Here is a 17747-nt window from a genome sequence, read left to right as displayed (position 1 = left end):
CTTTTATTATAATGTATTTAAATATCAGTTTAGAAATTTTATTATATAGTAGGTTCTTTACTTTCTTCAAGATATTTCTCCAGGCTATCATCAAGTTCATCCATCCATGCTGTATGATGAGTTTCTGCTTGAGTTCCATCTATGACCGATGTATAAATTTGATCTCGATAATTTAAAATATTATTTTCCTTGTCCTTTAACCAATTTTTAAACATGCTGCCCACTTTGTCAACATTAAAGTTTGGGTAATTTGTATAACTCATTAGATCTTTGATGTAATTTGTTTGAAAATCAACATGATCTTCTCCTGTTTTTGTAAGTGCTTCATCATCCATCCATTTTTTGATTTCTTTAATGCGTTCTTTTTTAGGTGGTAGCGGGATTTTTCCTAACATGTAATCACGTGCAAACCAAGCTTGGGTATCAAACATATTAAAAGTATAATATTGATCTTGCATTCCTAAAAATATTAAACGTTCATTATGATTAAAGATTACTCCTTTAAACAAGTCATCTGGATATAGACAATTATTGGTTTTTAATCGCATATTATCAGGTAAAAATGGGAATTTATGTTGATAACCAGTACATAATATGACCGCATCAAACTCTTCTTGACTGCCATCTTCGAAGTGCGCTATACTATCTTCGAAATGAGATAATTTTGCTTTCTCCTTTATGCCATCAGGCCAGTTGCACCCAATCGGACTTGTTCTATAAGCTATTGTCACAGATTTACTTCCGTGCTTGTAGCATTGTACGCCAATATCTTCAGCGGAATAACTACTTCCGATAAGGAGTAAGCGCTGATCTTTAAATTGGTCAGCACCTCTAAAATCATGTGCATGCATAACTGCGCCAGGGAAATTCTCTATTCCTTTAAAGTAAGGGAGATTAGGGGTGGAAAAATGACCAGTACCAACAACTAAATAATCGAAAAATTCTTCAAAAGTTTCATTCTTTTTTAGATTATCAAAAATAACTCTAAACTGTTTTTTGTCTTCAATATAATCCACCCATCTTGCAACGGTATTAAATTGGATGTAATCTCTGGCGTTGCTTTGATTGATACGTCCCTGGATATAGTCAAAAAGTACTTCTCGCGGAGGGTAGGAGGATATTGTTTGACCGAAATGTTCTGTGAATGTATAATCAGCAAATTCAAGACATTCTTTTGGACCATTAGACCATAAGTATTTGTACATGCTACCATGTAGGGGTTCTCCGTATTTACCAACACCTGTCCGCCAGGTAAAGTTCCACATTCCACCCCAATTGTCCTGTTTTTCGTAGCATTTAATTTCTGGGATGGGATTACCTTTTTTCTGTTCCGATTCAAATGCTCGTAGCATAGCTAGCCCGCTGGGGCCAGCACCAATAATTCCAACTTTAAAATTTGTCATATAATATAATTAACATGTATACTCATCTAAAATAGATGAGTGCAATAATTCGTCTTTAAAATCGAATTTTTAATTCTAGACCATACTTCCAAATGAGTATGCAGATGAAGAGATTTTTTATAATCTCTAAAATAGATGGCAAAAGCCAATAAGATACACAACTTATACTTTGTTGCGATAAGTAAATGACTAGAAACTATTTTTCAAAAAAAATATCTGTATGTTGTCAATATGGCTAAGATAACCAAAATTTGGATAGGTATCAAGGATTGGTCACATGTAACTGCTTTATTATTATGCTTTATTATTATGAATTTTGATCGTTGAAATTGTTTTTCATTTTGAGAAATGATCGAGATCAATTTTTTTATTTTGAGCAACTGCTCAGAAATATTGAGATCTGGAAAAGTTTATATATGCTTCAATATAAAATCTACCCTTAGTTCAACAGCTCCTATAGGTACTTCTATTACATTATAACCATTATCAAAATAAGTTTTTTTCATAATTTCAAATGTATAGAAAGCTTCTTCCCATGTTTGTTTTCTTTCATCGTCAGTTGTATAGATCTGTGCCCAAGGAGGAAGTATAAATACAGTGCTATTGTATTTATGGTTTTTGGCATTTTGAAGCATTTCAGTAGGAATTTTGAAGTTAATCATTTCTGCATAACAAATGGTGTCTACTATACCGCGATCAAAGAAGTAAATGCTATCGTTCTTATTGGATATTGCATGATAGCTTTTTACTGATGCATTAAGCAGTAATAAAGCATATAAATCTTTATTTTTCCAGGGTAAAGCATCTCCTCTTTTTAGTATCTGCTGTTTAATGATTGATCGGGCATCTTCTGCAACCGTAGAATATCCTTTAGACTTTAAAGCATCAATCAAGGTGGTTTTGCCCACTCCAGGCCCTCCTGTGATGACATAAAAGTTATTTTTACGTGTATTCATTTTGTTTTTGTGTATTAATAATTGTTATTTTTTGAAGGTAAGTTCTCGTACTGATTATAGTTTTTTGTTTGAGTAATATCGTAACGGATAGAAGGGGATTTGTAAAGTTAAGTAAATCATTAAATATGTAGGTTTTGAAATGGAAAATTTAAGAGGTGCCAAATAAAAAATATTTTGGAAAAATAAATATTTTAATACATTTGCATAATCAGTTATGTAATTGGTTATAATGTTTAGTATTTATTTTATCAATATGTCAAACTATTTAAAGAAAACATCTAAAAACACAAAAAGAACGCTACAAGAGATGAAAGATCGTGGTGAAAAAATATCGATGCTAACTGCTTATGATTACACTATGGCTTCCATAATTGATAAAGCAGGTATTGATGTTATTTTGGTAGGAGATTCGGCTTCGAATGTAATGGCCGGAAATAGAACAACATTGTCAATTACTTTAGATCAGATGATTTATCATGCGCAATCCGTAGTTCGGGCAGTGAAATCTGCGATGGTTATTGTTGATATGCCTTTTGGAGCCTGTTGTGGTAATCCTATGAAATCATTAGATGCAGCTGTAAGAGTGATGCAGGAAACTGGTGCCGACGCGATAAAAATTGAAGGTGGGCAAGAGGTTTCAGAAGATATTAAAAAGATTTTAGCAGCTGGAATTCCAGTAATGTCACATTTAGGATTAATGCCTCAATCTATTCATAATTATGGTAATTATGCTATTCGTGCTCGTAATGAGAAAGAATCTGAAAAATTGATTTCTGATTGCCTACTGGTGGAAAGTCTTGGTGTTTTTGGTATTTTACTGGAAAAAATTCCATCATATACTGCAACAAAGATTTCAGATATGCTAAAAATACCAACAATTGGAATTGGTGCTGGCTCTGGAGTGGATGGACAGGTTCTGGTCATACAGGATGTTATGGGAATGAATGATGAATTTTCGCCCAAGTTTTTACGTCGATACGCAGATTTACATACGGTAATGTCTGAAGCTACCCGTCATTATATTGAGGACGTCAAATCAGTTTCTTTTCCCAATCAAAGCGAAAGTTATTAGCGATAAGCAAGTATAAAATTATAAATCAAACAAATAGAATGGATTTCTTTAACAAGACAGGTAAAATGGCTTTAGGTAGCAGGCTTCGATTGCTGACCAATAAAGTAACAGAAGATGCTGCACAGATATACGAACTTTACCACGTGGAATTTTTACCGAAATGGTTTCCTGTTTTCTTTATTTTGGCTGAAGAAGGCGAAAAAACAATAACTGAAATAGCAAATGAAATTGGACATTCTCAACCTTCCGTTACGAAAATAATAAGAGAAATGACTTCTGCGGGATTGGTTGAAGATAACTTATTAACACATGATAAGCGTAGAAATGTTGTAGGTTTGACTGAAAAAGGAAAGAAGTTGAACGATAAGATACGGGTTTCATGTCAAGATGTCGATGCGGCAATTGAAATGATAATCGAGGAAGCTACACATAATCTTTGGGAAGCAATAGAAGAATGGGAGTTTCTTTTGGAACAAAAATCACTGCTTAAGCGAGTAAATGAACAAAAAAAAATACGGGAAAGTCAAGCTGTAGAAATTGTTCCGTATAAACCGGAATATCAGGAGGCCTTTAGGTCGCTCAATGAAGAATGGATTTCTACTTATTTTGAAATGGAAGAGGCTGATTATAAAGCGTTAAATAATCCTCAAGATTATATTTTGGATAAGGGGGGGGTAATATTGGTCGCACTTTATAACAATAAGCCTGTAGGGGTTTGTGCTTTGATTAAAATGCATCAAGAAGATTATGATTATGAAATGGCTAAAATGGCAGTTTCACCGAGCGCACAAGGGAAAAATATTGGATTTCTACTGGGGCAGGCGGTATTAAAGCAGGCAAAGGAATTAGGAGCGCAAAATTTGTATTTAGAAAGTAATACGATTTTAAAGCCAGCAATTAATTTATATCATAAATTAGGATTTAAAAAAATAGCAGGACGAAATACGCCTTATAAACGTTGTAATATACAAATGGCGTTGCATTTAGATCGTTCATATCAATAGATTGATTTCATTTTAAGTTTTAGAAATGTTGATCGACTTTAATAATTGTATATTATTTGACAGTATAGCTATACTGTCAAATAATCATGACTATTTATGAAGTTGATTCCTAAAAAAAATAATTCGTTCGATTTTTTTTGATGTGAAATTTTGATCTAATTATGAAGTTATGATTTAATCATAACTTCCGATTTGCGCGTTTATTGATTGCAATTAAAATATGTTAATCGATGTATTATTCGAAAGACAAACTAATTTTATTAAAACCTAGTCCTTTAAGTAAAGGGGTGAAAACATTTAGCGCATTTGCTCGGGTTTGTTGCAATATGTCTGATTTTTTTACCTCGGTTGCAATCTCCTTTTCCGCATTTTTATAGGCTTCATCTACAAGGTCAGCTTCTCGAAAGAATGCCATTTTGGTGTCGTAAACTCGGGAAGATTTATGATCTATCTTTATGTAGCAAATTTCAGGTAAAGGTAAACGCATAGAAACAGAGTCTCCAAAAACTTCAATATCTTCTTGTTTGACTTTTGTTAAATCGATACATCCAACGGCATCTGCTTTTATGATAAGTAGTACACTTGCGTCGGGTAAGAATGTTGTAATATTTTTATGTTCAACAACATCGCTAAATCTATATTTGACCAATTCAAGCTTGCCCATTGCTTCTATTCGCTCGATCAAAAGTTGATGTGTAGTAACTTTTGTAGTTTTGTTTTCAAACTTAGACCATAGCAACCATCCGAAGACCGCAATAATAGCTAATAAGAATATTACTTTTAAAAATCTTGCCATAACTTAATACAATCAATTTATAGACCAACAATTACTATATATATGTAAAATTTTTATTTCATTACGATTTTATGTGATGTATCATAGCTTAACGTATAAGTATATAATAAGCTACATTGGTTATTTGATGTGGGCATATTGTGCATAGAAAAGGTACAGAAGGCCTGTATGTTTAGTGGATCTAGTATCATCGTATACTTCGTGTTGTATGATCCTAGGGTTGTACTTGGGTGGAGGGGTGTGATCATAGAATTGATAGTGTATGATCCTAGATTAACCTATTGTTATTCTTTATAATAGGGTAGCTACATTGTTGAGGATTTTTGTTTATGTATTTTTTGTACTTGTTTTCAGTAAGCCATTTCTATAAAGATTCAGTGCTTCTTGCATGATGTGATTGATCGTAACTAAATCGAAGTCTGCGTTGGGATCAACATAAAAAACTTTCATTTTAGAACGATTTCCCGATTGAAGAGCTGGAATATCTAAATGTCTGCCTTCTACCATCATGATATAGGGAATATCTTTTTTTGAATCTATTGACAGATAACAAAATATTCTATTTTTATAGCAGAAACAGGGCATGCCCCATTTCTGCGTTTCTGTTATAAGCGGATCCAGTCTGAGAATAATTTCTTTTAATGCTAGTAAACAACTTTTTATTGGTTCTTTTTTACTGTGATAGTAATTCTCAACTGTTTCAAACATAATGAATAGTTATAGGTATTATTCGCAAATTTCTTTTAATCTTGATAAGGCTTTGGGCCAAGTTTCATCAAAGTAAGATAGGTATTCTTCTGTGGTATCTACTTTAACAGTTACATTTGTTATTCCATTATTTTCTTTAAAATGATAGTTCTCTGTACCTCCTGCCCAGCTTTCGACTGCAGGTCCCTCTGTGATTTCTATATCTCCATCCAATATTCCGTAATGATAAATGGAAACAAATTCATTAGGGATATTTTCTAAAATTTTAGCTACCATACCTTCACGTTTACCATCTTTATTTTGTCCAATAAAGTAAATTTTATCACCTTTATTCCATCCTCCTTCATAATCTGATGTAGGGTTGAATTCGGAAGTCCATAATTTATAGGTTTCTTTATCTAGCATTTTGTGAAATACTACTGAAGCTGGTGCTTGAATGTCGATTTGATATGTTTGGTTTTTCATAATTTATTTTTTTGGAAAATTTGGATCTGCTAATACTTCTTCAATCTGTTTAGTGTGTCTAGCACAGTGAGCGGCGATAAAAAGTAGGTTTTGATAACCATCAACTACGCCTGTTGGGTAGTCACTGATGTGATTGCGAAGGTCATCTATATTTGCATTTTTGATGTATAATAAAACAGGCTCTCTAGCTGCTAGAAAGTCCTTTATTGCTACTTTGCTATCTTTATATTTTCCTGTGGGTTGCAGTTCTTTTGGTGCCTGAAATTTTTGACTTCGATCAGTCATCATGTTTATGAGACCTTGATCAGTTGATTTGACTTCATTTTTCCGGTTAGGCTGTGGCGCTTTTCCCAATTCTTTTTTTGCCATTTCAAATAACAGACTTTCTGAGCGTATGATATGCTCTAGACATTGACCTATTGACCATTTTCCTTCTCCAGGACTAAATTGTAGTTGTGCTTCACTTAATCCTGATATGTCATCTTTTAATGATTTGGTTGTGTATTGAAAATATTGGATTAATGAATCAATATTTCCGTGCTGATTTAAAATGACAGGAGGGACATTTTTTTCAATTATTCGCGTAACGTTATTTATTACAGCAATTTTATCAGCAGCTTTGGCCGTGATACAGGGAAGAGTTATACTGACACCTAGTGTAAGCATAAATTTTATTAGTATTTTCATTTTTTTTTAATTGGTGAAGTGTGCAAATTCCATTGTTTTCTAGTATAAATTTTTTAAATCCTAACGGTAGACCGTTTATACTTGTTTCTATTTCAAACAATTTAGTTTTAACAATTATAACCTTATTTTGTTTAGCACTGCTTGCCATAAGACAAGAAATAAAAATACGCGTATTGATTAATAAAAATGAAGATTTAAATTTGAGAAAAGATTAAAACAATATTGCTCCATCTTAAATAAAATGAAGGATGCGCTGAATTTTGTTTAAGGATGACTCTGTATTGTATGATCATCTAATTATATGTATTATTGTAGCTAGGATAATCCTTATTTTTTATTTGACGAGAATAGGTGCAATCTTAATCTTTGATGGGAGCGCATCCATATTTCACAGGTAAGTCTACACGTCTGATGTGGGTTTTTTACGAAATTATTCTAATGCTACTATCACTCCTATTAGAATAGAGTTCAAGGTCATCTTTTCTTGAAATGTAGATTATTAAAATTGATATAATTATCTGAAAGCTGAATGAAAATGTAAGCCGTGAGAGGGAGATAGATTAGGGTAATTCTCAAATTAATAACGTAGATCGATAATTTAAATGCTAAAAAAGATTGTGGCATTCCTATTTAAATGGCGCAATAATAATTTATTAAAATAAATGAAAATAAAAACCTTAGTTACTTTGAAAGATTTTAGAATTGTCAAATCATGGTTAAATAGTACATATAAAACCTTTAAGTTTGGTCGTATTTGTACAGAGTCTCTACCAAAACGACAAACAGTACTTATTTTAAATAAAACTATAAATTGGCGTAGTCTCGGTCATAGTTTTATTTTTCTCTTTCTTTCGCATGCGACATTGGCGCAAAAAAAACCAGTAGAATATGTTAATCCATTTATTGGAACAACTAACTATGGTACGACTAATCCGGGTGCACAGGTTCCGCAGGGGCTGATGAACGTTTCGCCTTTTAATGTCATGGGGTCATCTTTGAACAAATTTAATAAGGATGCACAATGGTGGTCTACTCCCTATGAATATAATAATAAGTTTTTTACGGGATTTTCTCATGTTAACCTGAGCGGTGTAGGATGTCCAGATATGGGGAGTCTTTTGCTGATGCCAACAACCGGCCGTCTTGATGTCGATTATCGGAATTATGGAAGTACTTACAAAAATGAAAGTGCCGCACCGGGTTATTATACCAATTATTTAGATAAATATGGTGTGAAAACTGAAGCTACAGCGACACTACGAACAGGAATTTCCAGATTTACCTTTCCGAAGGGTAAAAGCCATATTTTACTTAATTTAGGTGAAGGGTTAACGAATGAAACGGGAGCTACGATGCGATTTGTTAACGATCGAGAGATTGAAGGTTCAAAGTTATTGGGATCATTTTGTTATGTTAATAATCAAGCTGTATATCCGATTTATTTTGTCTTAAGGTTGAGTAAGAAACCTTCGGAAAAGGGATACTGGAAATTTCAGAAGCAAGGAGAAGTTTGGGAAAACGATTGGAATAAGGATGCTGGAAAGTATAAAGTTTTTACAGCATATCATAACGAAATGTCCGGGGATGATATTGGTGCTTATTTAAGCTTTGAAACTTCTGAAAACGAGCAGGTTGAAGTTCAGGTGGGAGTCTCCTTCGTAAGTGTTGAAAATGCAAGACAAAATTTAGATCAAGAACAACCCAAAGGCGGATTTGATCAAATAAGATTAGCAGCTTCTAAGAGATGGAATGAAGATTTGTCGAAAATCGAAGTTGAAGGTGGTACTGAAGATCAGAAAACAGTCTTCTATACAGCATTGTACCATGCTTTAATTCATCCAAATATTCTTCAGGATGTTAATGGACAATATCCCGCTATGGAGACCCGTCAAACATTAAAAACGTCAGGAAATCGTTATACTGTATTTTCTCTATGGGATACTTACCGCAATGTCCAGCCGTTAATGAGTCTATTGTTTCCTGACCGACAAACAGAGATGATCCGTTCTATGATCGATATTTATAAAGAAAGCGGATGGATGCCTAAATGGGAGCTGTATGGTCGCGAATCTTATACCATGGATGGAGATCCCGCAATTCCCGTTATCGTTGATGCATGGATGAAAGGTATTCGAGATTATGATCATGAAGCTGCATATGAGGCGTTTTATAAATCAGCAACAACTATAGATAGTACCAATAAAATTCGTCCTGATAATGCTGATTATGTAAAATACGGTTACGTACCACTACGTGCCAAATTTGATAATTCAGTGTCTCATTCAATTGAGTATTTCCTTGCAGACTGGAACCTTTCACAGTTCGCGGCTTCACTAGGTAAGAAAGAGGATTCTAAAATGTTTGCTGAGCGGGCAAAAGGTTATAAGCACTATTATTCAAAAGAGTATGGAACTTTTAGACCTATACTTCCTGATGGTAAATTTCTAACCCCTTTTGATCCTTTGCAAGGTGCTAATTTCGAACCAAATCCTGGTTTCCATGAAGGAAATGCTTGGAATTATACTTTTGCTATTCCACATGATATTCCTGGATTAGTGAAATTAATGGGTGGTAAGCGTCATTTTGTGGAAAAACTTCAAGCTACTTTTGATAAAGGATATTTTGACGTAACTAATGAACCTGATATGCTTTATCCGCATATCTTTTCGGAAATCGAAGGTGAGGAATGGCGTACTCAAAAATTAGTAACGGAGATTTTAGAAACTCATTTTAAGAATGCGCCAGGAGGAATACCTGGTAATGACGATACAGGCACAATGTCTACTTGGGCATCTATGAATATGATGGGGATATATCCGTTATGTCCAGGGAGGCCGGAGTATACGGTTGTGACCCCCGTATTTGATAAGGTGACGATACATTTAGATTCAAAATATCATCATGGTAAAGATAAGTTGATTATCAAAAGGGATCGTAAAGGTGATGCAGGGTATATTAACGGTATTTCAATTGATGGGAAAAAAGTAAAGGGCTTTAAAATTTCTCACCATGATCTTGTTAATAGTAATGAAATTGTAATTACTACTGGAAATCGCTAATTCATGTTTTTAACAGTGAATCATTTAAAAAAAAATAGCCTTAGGGCTATTTTTTTTTGATCTGAATATTCCAACTTAGTTCGATAATCTTTATTCTTTTAATAATTTGCATCTTTTCCTTAGCTTCATTCTTAATTTTTTTAATAACTATTGAAGTTGATATTTTTTTATTGATGACCATATCTGATAAAGTAAAAGTATTTTAGGTGGAAGCATTCATTTTTTATTATTTTGTGACTATAATAATAAATTTGAATTATACCTTTTATATTAAATACTTAACGACATATTACACGTGTAGTTTTTGTAAAAAAAAATAACCATAAAGATGATTAGAAATTTAAACATATGCACCTTAGTAAGTCTATTTTTTGCTATTGGAAACATTTACGCACAAAGGAGTACTAAACCTAATATCATATATATTTATGCAGATGATTTGGGGTATGGTGAGATTGAACCTTATGGGCAGCAGAAAATAAAAACTCCTAATCTATTAAAATTGGCTGAGAAGGGGATGACTTTTACACAACATTATGCTAGTACTCCGGTTTGTGCACCATCCCGTGCTATGCTTATGACCGGTAAACATGGTGGGCATGCTTATATTCGTGGTAATTATGAACTTGGTGGATTTCCTGATAGTCTTGAAGGTGGGCAGATGCCCCTGCCGGAAGGCACATTAACCATTCCTAAGATGCTGAAGCAGATTGGATATCGTACAGCTATGGCGGGTAAGTGGGGATTAGGTATGAATAATACACCAGGCAGCCCCTTGAGACAGGGATTTGATTATTATATCTCGGTTTTAGATCAGAAACAAGCTCACAATTTTTATCCAACTCACTTATGGGAAAATGATGTGCGATTAACATTGAACAACCCTGTAATGGATGTGCATAAGGCACTTAATCCAGCTACAGCGACAGACGCAGATTTTGATTATTATATAGGGAAGGAATATGCAACTGATATAATGGCTGAAAAAGCACTCAAATTTATTTCAGAGAATAAGGAACAGCCATTTTTTCTTTATCTGCCATTTACGCAACCACATGTGTCATTGCAGGCACCTCAAGAATATATTGATATGTACAAAGGTGTTTTTGATGAAAAACCTTACTATGGACAGCAAGGATATGCAGCTACTAAATATCCTTATGCAACATATGCTGCAATGATTACTTATTTGGATGCTCAGGTCGGTAAAATAATGAACCGAATCTCGGAGCTAGGTCTTGATGAGAATACAATCATTATGTTTTCTAGTGATAATGGCACGACATTTAATGGCGGTGTAAATCCAAAATTCTTTAAAAGCGTAGGTGACTTAAGAGGTCTAAAAATGGATGTATTCGAAGGAGGGATCCGTGTGCCTTTTATTGCATCTTGGCCAGGAAATATTTCGGCGGGAGTGAAATCTGATTTTGCATCAGCACAGTATGATATTATGGCCACAATAGCTGCAGTCACTGGTCAAAAACTTGATAATACCGATGGTATTTCATTATTGCCAACACTTTTGGGAAAAACAGATGAACAACAAGATCATGATTTTATATATTGGGAATATCCTGAAAACGGAGGACAGATCGCAATCCGTTTAGGGAAATGGAAAGCTGTTAAATTAGATGTCCGTAAGAAAGGCTACGGTAAGACACCTTGGATGATTTTTGATCTTGAAAATGATAGAAAGGAAGAACAAGATTTAGCTGCTCAGCATCCAGAACTAATTAAAAAATTTGATACTATAGTCGATCATCAACATCAACCAGCACATATCAAAGAATGGGAGTTTATTAATCCAAAATTCACTAAACAGTAATGTTTTAACAGAATTTTCTTACTTTACTTTTGGTCACTTGGGGATTGCGTATTATTTTTCAAGTGACGGAGGTATTTAGATTATAGAAATGAAAAATAAAGAAGAAAAAGCAGAATTTTGGGAATCTGCTTTTGTTGAAAAAAATGAAATGTGGGGTTTCGAACCAGCAAAAGCAGCGGTTTTAACGGCTGATTTTTTTATCAAAGAGCTTGTTAAAAATGTACTTATCCCGGGAATAGGGTATGGTCGTAATGCTCAGGTTTTTAAAGATAAGGGTATGGGTGTTACGGGAATAGAAATATCGAAGACAGCAATCAAGATGGCGAGGGCTCATTATGGATCGGATATGCCGATTTTTAATGGATCTGTTACTGATATGCCTTTTGATCAAAATAAATATGATGGTATATTTTGTTATGCTTTAATTCATTTATTGGACAGCCAAGAAAGGATTAAACTAATTCAGGATTGTTATGATCAACTCAAAGTCAACGGATATATGTTTTTTACGGCAATTTCTAAGAAGGCTAATAGTTACAAAAAAGGAAGATATATTGATAAGGATCGTTATGAAGTATTCGAAGGAGTAAAGCTTTTTTTCTATGATGAGCATGCTATTGAATCCGAGTTTAAGCATGTTGGGCTATTTGAAATTGAAGAAATTGATGAAAGTCAACCCTTTTTTTTAATAAAATGTAAGAAATCTAATAATTGAGTTCATTATTTAGTTTCTTAAAACTAACTGCTCATAGTAACGACCTGTCGATTTATCTATTAATCAATTATAAAGTATCCTGTATGTATGAAGCAAGATCGTTATCTATTTTACTTGGACTACTTTTTAGTTGATGTATAATTCGTTGACGTTCTTCTTTTGTTTTATTTTGACTTAATTTCTTCTGCCCTTGTAACTCGTTTACCTCTAACTCGAAGATCACTATACCTTGCATCATTCCCTTTTTGAATTTTTCGGAAAGATTATTCCACTGTTGTAAGTAATCTTTTTCATAAAATAAAATCATTTGCTCTAAAGCATTGATTTTAGCCTCTTCATCAGTTATAATTTTTGCAGTTCCATAAGCATGAACAGCAATATAATCCCAAGTAGGTACGCTTTCTACTTTATCATAATGTTGAGGAGATATATAAGCATGGGGTTCGGTAAAGATAACTAGCGAAGTATTTTTTGAAATATACGCGACCTGTTCATTATTTTTTGCAAAATGGGCAGTAAGAATAAGTTTATCTGAATTGTCGTTTACAACAAAAGGTAGCTGTGTGGCAATTGGAATATTATTCTTTACTGTAATTATAGTGGCAAAGCTATATTTTTTCATGAAAGCAATCTGCTCAGCTTCATGCTCAATTTTAAAATTATTGGGTATAAACATAATTTTATTTTAAATAGGATTTATTATTTAGCATATTTTTTTGATCCTGCAACGCAGAGTATGACAGCCATCGTTATTCCTATCATATTAAGACTTACTTTTTCATTCAAAAAAATTGATGCTACCGCTAGTCCAAGAAACGGTTGAAGTAATTGTAACTGTCCAATAGATGCAATTCCTCCTTGAGCTAATCCTTTATACCAAAATATGAAAGCTATAAACATGCTAAAAATAGAGACGTATGCTAGCCCGAACCATGCCTTTATATCTACGTTTGCAAATGATAGTGGTCTGTAAAAAAATACTAGGGGTATCATAAATGGCAGTGATAAGACTAGCGCCCAGGAAATTACTTGCCAGCCCCCCAATGTTTTTGAGAGTTTCGCCCCTTCTGCATATCCTAATCCACACAGTATCACGGCAACTAACATCAGTGAATTACCAAGTGGTGAGGTTGTTATTCCTTGTGCAATAGCATAACCTATGATAAAAAGGCTACCTATTATTGAGAATAACCAGAATAAAGGTTTCGGCCTTTCACCACCTCGAAGCACGCCAAAACTAGCGGTTGCAAGTGGAAGTAGTCCTAAAAATACAAGTGAATCTGCGGATGTAAGATATTGTAGTGCTAAAGCGCTTAAAAGAGGGAAACCAATTACAACACCGATTGCAACTATAAACAAAGGAATAATTTGTTTTTGTGTAGGTTTTCTCTCTTTAAAAATTATTAATGCGCCTAAAGCAAGTAACCCAGCAATTGTGGCACGGGAAACTGTTAGAAATATAGGATTTAAATCTAATACCGCAATTCTTGTTGCAGGCAGAGAGCCACTGAATAATAATACGCCTATAATGCCATTAATCCAACCGTTAGATCGAATCTTTGTTTCATAATTTATAGCTGTTTTTCTCATTAAATTTTTATTTGATCAAAAGTACATGAACATTATTTATGAGCACAGTATCAGTTTTGATTTATTTAATGGATACAGTTATATTTATATTATGAAAAGAGATTTTTTATACGATGAAATTGCTCGTAAAATCAGTAGTCAAATTAAAAGTGGCTTATTGCAACCTGGTGATCGCCTGCCATCAATCCGAACATTCAGTCAAGAGCAAGGAGTAAGTGTGAATACTGTCAAACGTGTATTTCTTGAATTAGAAGCACAGTCTCTTATTCAATCCAAGCCTCAGTCGGGTTATTTTGTTAATCCGGCGCCTTACCTAAAGATTCCATTAACGGAAGTAAGTAAAACTTCACTAGGCATTGGCAATGTCGAGCCAAAGGAACTTATTAGTCGTGTATATGCAAATATGGGAAAATCAGATCTGACACTATTCTCTATTGGTATTCCTTCTGGTAATTTGTTGCCATTAGCAAAATTGAAAAAAGAACTTATTCTCGCTACAAGGGCGTTAAAGGAAGGTGGAACTGAATATGAACCAATAGAAGGAAATTCAAAATTACGAAGAATGATTGCTGTCCGATCATTAGCATGGGGAGGGAAGTTAGAAGAAAGTGATTTGGTAACGACTAATGGAGGTATGCATGCTTTATCTTTATGTTTAATGGCATTAACTAAACCGGGTGATACTTTAGCATTAGAAAGCCCCTGTTATCCTGGTATTTTACAGCTTGCTATAAGTCTAGGATTACAAGTTATTGAAGTGGCAACCCATCCGATTACAGGAATTGATATCGAATCTTTAAAAAAAATAATACCAGTTATTCATGTATGTCTCTTAGTACCAAATTATAATACCCCGTTGGGAAGCTGTATTCCCGATAGTAATAAAAATGAAATTGTTCATTTATTAGCAAAGCATCATATTCCAATAATAGAGGATGATGTATATGGAGATTTGTATTTTGGTTCTACAAGACCAAAATGCTGTAAATCTTATGATACAGAAGGAAATGTGCTTTGGTGCAGTTCTATTTCAAAGACTTTGGCACCAGGTTATCGGGTAGGTTGGATTGCTCCGGGCAAGTATAAAGAGCAGATTTTAAAGTTAAAACTCGTACATGCTATATCTTCAACATCTGTGGTTCACGAAGCTGTAGGAAACTTTTTAAAATCTGGACGGTACGACAATCATCTTAGACATCTTCGAAGTACACTATCCGACAACTTTCAGCATTATGCCCATACTATCGCTTCATATTTTCCGGAAGGAACTAAAATAAGTCGTCCACAGGGAGGACTTGCATTATGGGTTGAGTTTAATGAAAATATAGATACGGCCGAACTGTACGAATTTGCACTTAAACACAATATAAGTATTGCACCAGGCCGGATGTTTACCCTCCAAGATCAATATAATAACTGTATGAGGCTTTGTTATGGACTTCCTTGGAACAACGAATTGCAATTTAAACTGAAACAACTGGGTAATTTTGCCAAAATTCTTGATAAAAAAATATAAATAGTTTGATTTAATATATCGCTAACCCGTTGTGCATTATGATATAGGGCTATAAATAAGATAAATAAGTTGCTCATTACTCTGATAATCAGTAAACTTTTTTTTTATGCGAGCCGGAGCAGGCTCATGCCTATTTCTTCCATTTCATCAGTTTTACTAAGTGCAATGAGTTTCAGCCAGAATATTTTTGTTACACAACCGGAGGTTCCTCTCTTTAATTTTAGGTGCAGCAAACGAAGATCAGATGATTACCAAATTATAACTTTTAACATTATTTGTTCAGTGTTTGTTCAGTACTTGCTCAGTGATCACTCAGTGTAGACTGTATAAATATTGACTGATTACTGTCTAAAAATTGATTAAAAATTGCTATTAATTAAAATCTGGTATTAGGATGTTTCCGTTTTAATATTTATCTTAATTATCTATAAACTAATCATGTAATTATGGCAATCATCAAAAATGGCGTTAATGGGACTGTTTCCGGGAAAGCAGGTTCTGTTGTGTTTGTCTTAACGAAAACAGGAAATTATGTGCGTTCTCTCCCTCGCGTTAAAAAACGGGCACCTACACCTGAGCAACTGCTCAGTAGAACACGCTTCAAAATTGTGAGGTCGCATATTAGTATGTTAAATCCCATTATCAATATTGGTTATAAAGCATACAGCTATCCTAAGCGGGCATATGATGTGGCGATGTCTTATAATTTGAACGAAGCACTTATTCAGAAAGAAGACGATTTTGTAGTTGACTGGCAGAAATTTATGATTGCCAAAGGAAGCCCGAATCCCATCACTTCCTATACGATGGATTTCGATCAAGAAAATCAAGTGATTCGGGTTACTTGGGAATATGATGTCTATCTGGAGAAGAAGTTTAACACCAGGTCTTACGATTCCTTTTTAATCCTGTATAATGCAGAAGATAATGGGGGGGAATATCCACTTTTGATGAACGACTCGAAAGACAGCTTAATATCTGGCAAACAAAATGTTAAAATTCCGAAACATAAAAAGGAAGTGACGTATGAAGTGTTTATCTTTTTTGTAGAGAGCTATGGTGGTGGTAATACAGACAGTATGCACTTGGGTAAGATAAAGGTTTGAGCGGTATCAGGTGTCATTATTCCAGGGTGAATGTAAACTGGAGGTACGACCTTTGAAACAGATTTAATAAATTAAAGAAACCCGTTGTGCATTATGATTTAGGGCTATAAAGAAGTTATTCATTACTCTGATAATCAGTAAATTGTTTTTACGACAAAACGATTTAGAATGAACAACCTATTCGCAAATTACGAAAGAATATTGGGAGTTTTAAGAGTAATATCAATAATTTAAAAATTAGCACTATTTAAAATGCACAACGGGTTATCTCTAATAATATTTCATTACGATAATCTAGGCCTAAGTCTTGTTGTGGATCTCATGCTATTTTTATGATTTTTTCCGTGGAATTGTCATTTCAAATTCAATTGTAATAAAATTTGTTACAATATAAAAAATATTCCTAACTTTGTTGGTGATATGAATAATACAAGATTTTCAACAGCTATACATATATTAACATTGCTGGCTGATAGTGGAGAAAATTGGGTGAACTCGGATTGGATTGCAGGTAGTATTAACACGAATGCTGCGATGGTGCGGAAAGAACTAAGTGCATTGCAAGATGCAGGGTTTGTCATAGGACGTAAGGGCAAAGAGGGAGGTTCTCGATTAAATAAGCCAAGTAGCCAAATTTCATTGGCAGATATCTATGTGGCAGTGAAGAATACGGAAGTGCTAGGTAAAAAGAATTTGAATACGAATCCGCAATGTCCAGTTGGTAAACAGATTAATAAGGAGTTAGATCAGCTTTATTCTGATACCGATCAGTTGGTGATTAATTCTTTAAAAGGGCTGACATTGGAAAATTTCGCGAAGAAATTTCGTTAGTTTTTTTTGCTTTT

At 34.0% G+C, this 17747-nt stretch carries 16 protein-coding genes; 8 read left to right on the top strand and 8 right to left on the bottom strand.

Annotated elements, in window-relative coordinates:
* Positions 1-41: 41 nt before the first annotated feature.
* Positions 42-1403 carry an NAD(P)-binding domain-containing protein gene (locus JAZ75_RS23780; protein ID WP_208699018.1) on the bottom strand — a complete coding sequence of 454 codons (1362 nt, stop codon included), beginning with the start codon at positions 1401-1403 and terminating at the stop codon, positions 42-44.
* Positions 1404-1813: 410 nt separating this feature from the next.
* Positions 1814-2359 carry an AAA family ATPase gene (locus tag JAZ75_RS23775; protein WP_208699016.1) on the bottom strand — a complete coding sequence of 182 codons (546 nt, stop codon included), beginning with the start codon at positions 2357-2359 and terminating at the stop codon, positions 1814-1816.
* A 253-nt stretch (positions 2360-2612) separates the two neighbouring features.
* On the opposite strand from JAZ75_RS23775, the gene panB reads away from it, so the two are divergent.
* The gene (panB, locus tag JAZ75_RS23770) at positions 2613-3431 is read left to right on the top strand and encodes a 3-methyl-2-oxobutanoate hydroxymethyltransferase (RefSeq protein ID WP_208699014.1); all 819 of its coding nucleotides are present in this window, start codon (positions 2613-2615) and stop codon (positions 3429-3431) included.
* 38 nt (positions 3432-3469) lie between these two features.
* Positions 3470-4435: a helix-turn-helix domain-containing GNAT family N-acetyltransferase gene (locus JAZ75_RS23765; protein WP_208699013.1), complete on the top strand. Its 966-nt coding sequence runs from the start codon at positions 3470-3472 to the stop codon at positions 4433-4435.
* 235 nt (positions 4436-4670) lie between these two features.
* Here the strand turns inward: JAZ75_RS23765 and JAZ75_RS23760 are convergent, their stop codons facing one another.
* The 4 genes from JAZ75_RS23760 to JAZ75_RS23745 form a co-directional block, all read right to left on the bottom strand.
* The gene (locus JAZ75_RS23760) at positions 4671-5231 is read right to left on the bottom strand and encodes a DUF4230 domain-containing protein (protein ID WP_021190778.1); all 561 of its coding nucleotides are present in this window, start codon (positions 5229-5231) and stop codon (positions 4671-4673) included.
* Positions 5232-5558: 327 nt separating this feature from the next.
* Positions 5559-5939, bottom strand: coding sequence for a DUF1801 domain-containing protein (locus tag JAZ75_RS23755; protein WP_132845423.1), 381 nt, complete (start codon positions 5937-5939; stop codon positions 5559-5561).
* Between the two features lie 18 nt (positions 5940-5957).
* Positions 5958-6404 carry an SRPBCC domain-containing protein gene (locus JAZ75_RS23750; protein ID WP_168125892.1) on the bottom strand — a complete coding sequence of 149 codons (447 nt, stop codon included), beginning with the start codon at positions 6402-6404 and terminating at the stop codon, positions 5958-5960.
* Between the two features lie 3 nt (positions 6405-6407).
* Positions 6408-7091: a DinB family protein gene (locus tag JAZ75_RS23745; RefSeq protein WP_132771071.1), complete on the bottom strand. Its 684-nt coding sequence runs from the start codon at positions 7089-7091 to the stop codon at positions 6408-6410.
* A 662-nt stretch (positions 7092-7753) separates the two neighbouring features.
* Between JAZ75_RS23745 and JAZ75_RS23740 the strand changes: the two genes are divergently transcribed.
* From JAZ75_RS23740 to JAZ75_RS23730, 3 genes are all read left to right on the top strand, one after another.
* Positions 7754-10150, top strand: coding sequence for a GH92 family glycosyl hydrolase (locus JAZ75_RS23740; RefSeq protein ID WP_208699011.1), 2397 nt, complete (start codon positions 7754-7756; stop codon positions 10148-10150).
* A gap of 328 nt (positions 10151-10478) precedes the next feature.
* Positions 10479-11975, top strand: coding sequence for an arylsulfatase (locus JAZ75_RS23735; protein ID WP_208699009.1), 1497 nt, complete (start codon positions 10479-10481; stop codon positions 11973-11975).
* 88 nt (positions 11976-12063) lie between these two features.
* Entirely contained in the window at positions 12064-12690 is a 627-nt protein-coding gene (locus tag JAZ75_RS23730; protein ID WP_208699008.1) for a class I SAM-dependent methyltransferase, read from the top strand.
* Between the two features lie 67 nt (positions 12691-12757).
* Here JAZ75_RS23730 and JAZ75_RS23725 read toward each other — a convergent pair whose 3' ends face one another.
* Positions 12758-13366 carry an FMN-binding negative transcriptional regulator gene (locus tag JAZ75_RS23725; RefSeq protein WP_183914949.1) on the bottom strand — a complete coding sequence of 203 codons (609 nt, stop codon included), beginning with the start codon at positions 13364-13366 and terminating at the stop codon, positions 12758-12760.
* Positions 13367-13389: 23 nt separating this feature from the next.
* The gene (locus tag JAZ75_RS23720; RefSeq protein WP_208699006.1) at positions 13390-14280 is read right to left on the bottom strand and encodes a DMT family transporter; all 891 of its coding nucleotides are present in this window, start codon (positions 14278-14280) and stop codon (positions 13390-13392) included.
* 91 nt (positions 14281-14371) lie between these two features.
* On the opposite strand from JAZ75_RS23720, the gene JAZ75_RS23715 reads away from it, so the two are divergent.
* The 3 genes from JAZ75_RS23715 (at position 14372) to JAZ75_RS23705 (ending at position 17733) form a co-directional block, all read left to right on the top strand.
* On the top strand, positions 14372-15796 hold the full coding sequence (locus JAZ75_RS23715; RefSeq protein ID WP_208699004.1) for a PLP-dependent aminotransferase family protein: 1425 nt from the start codon (positions 14372-14374) through the stop codon (positions 15794-15796).
* Between the two features lie 446 nt (positions 15797-16242).
* A complete protein-coding gene (locus JAZ75_RS23710; RefSeq protein WP_208699002.1) occupies positions 16243-16902 on the top strand; it encodes a DUF6266 family protein in 660 nt (219 codons plus the stop codon).
* Positions 16903-17322: 420 nt separating this feature from the next.
* A complete protein-coding gene (locus JAZ75_RS23705; RefSeq protein ID WP_021189475.1) occupies positions 17323-17733 on the top strand; it encodes an Rrf2 family transcriptional regulator in 411 nt (136 codons plus the stop codon).
* The last annotated feature ends 14 nt before the right edge of the window (positions 17734-17747 follow it).

The sequence above is a fragment of the Sphingobacterium sp. UDSM-2020 genome, from assembly GCF_016132525.1.
Lineage (GTDB): Bacteria > Bacteroidota > Bacteroidia > Sphingobacteriales > Sphingobacteriaceae > Sphingobacterium > Sphingobacterium anhuiense.
This window is presented reverse-complemented; position numbering and strand designations above follow the sequence as displayed.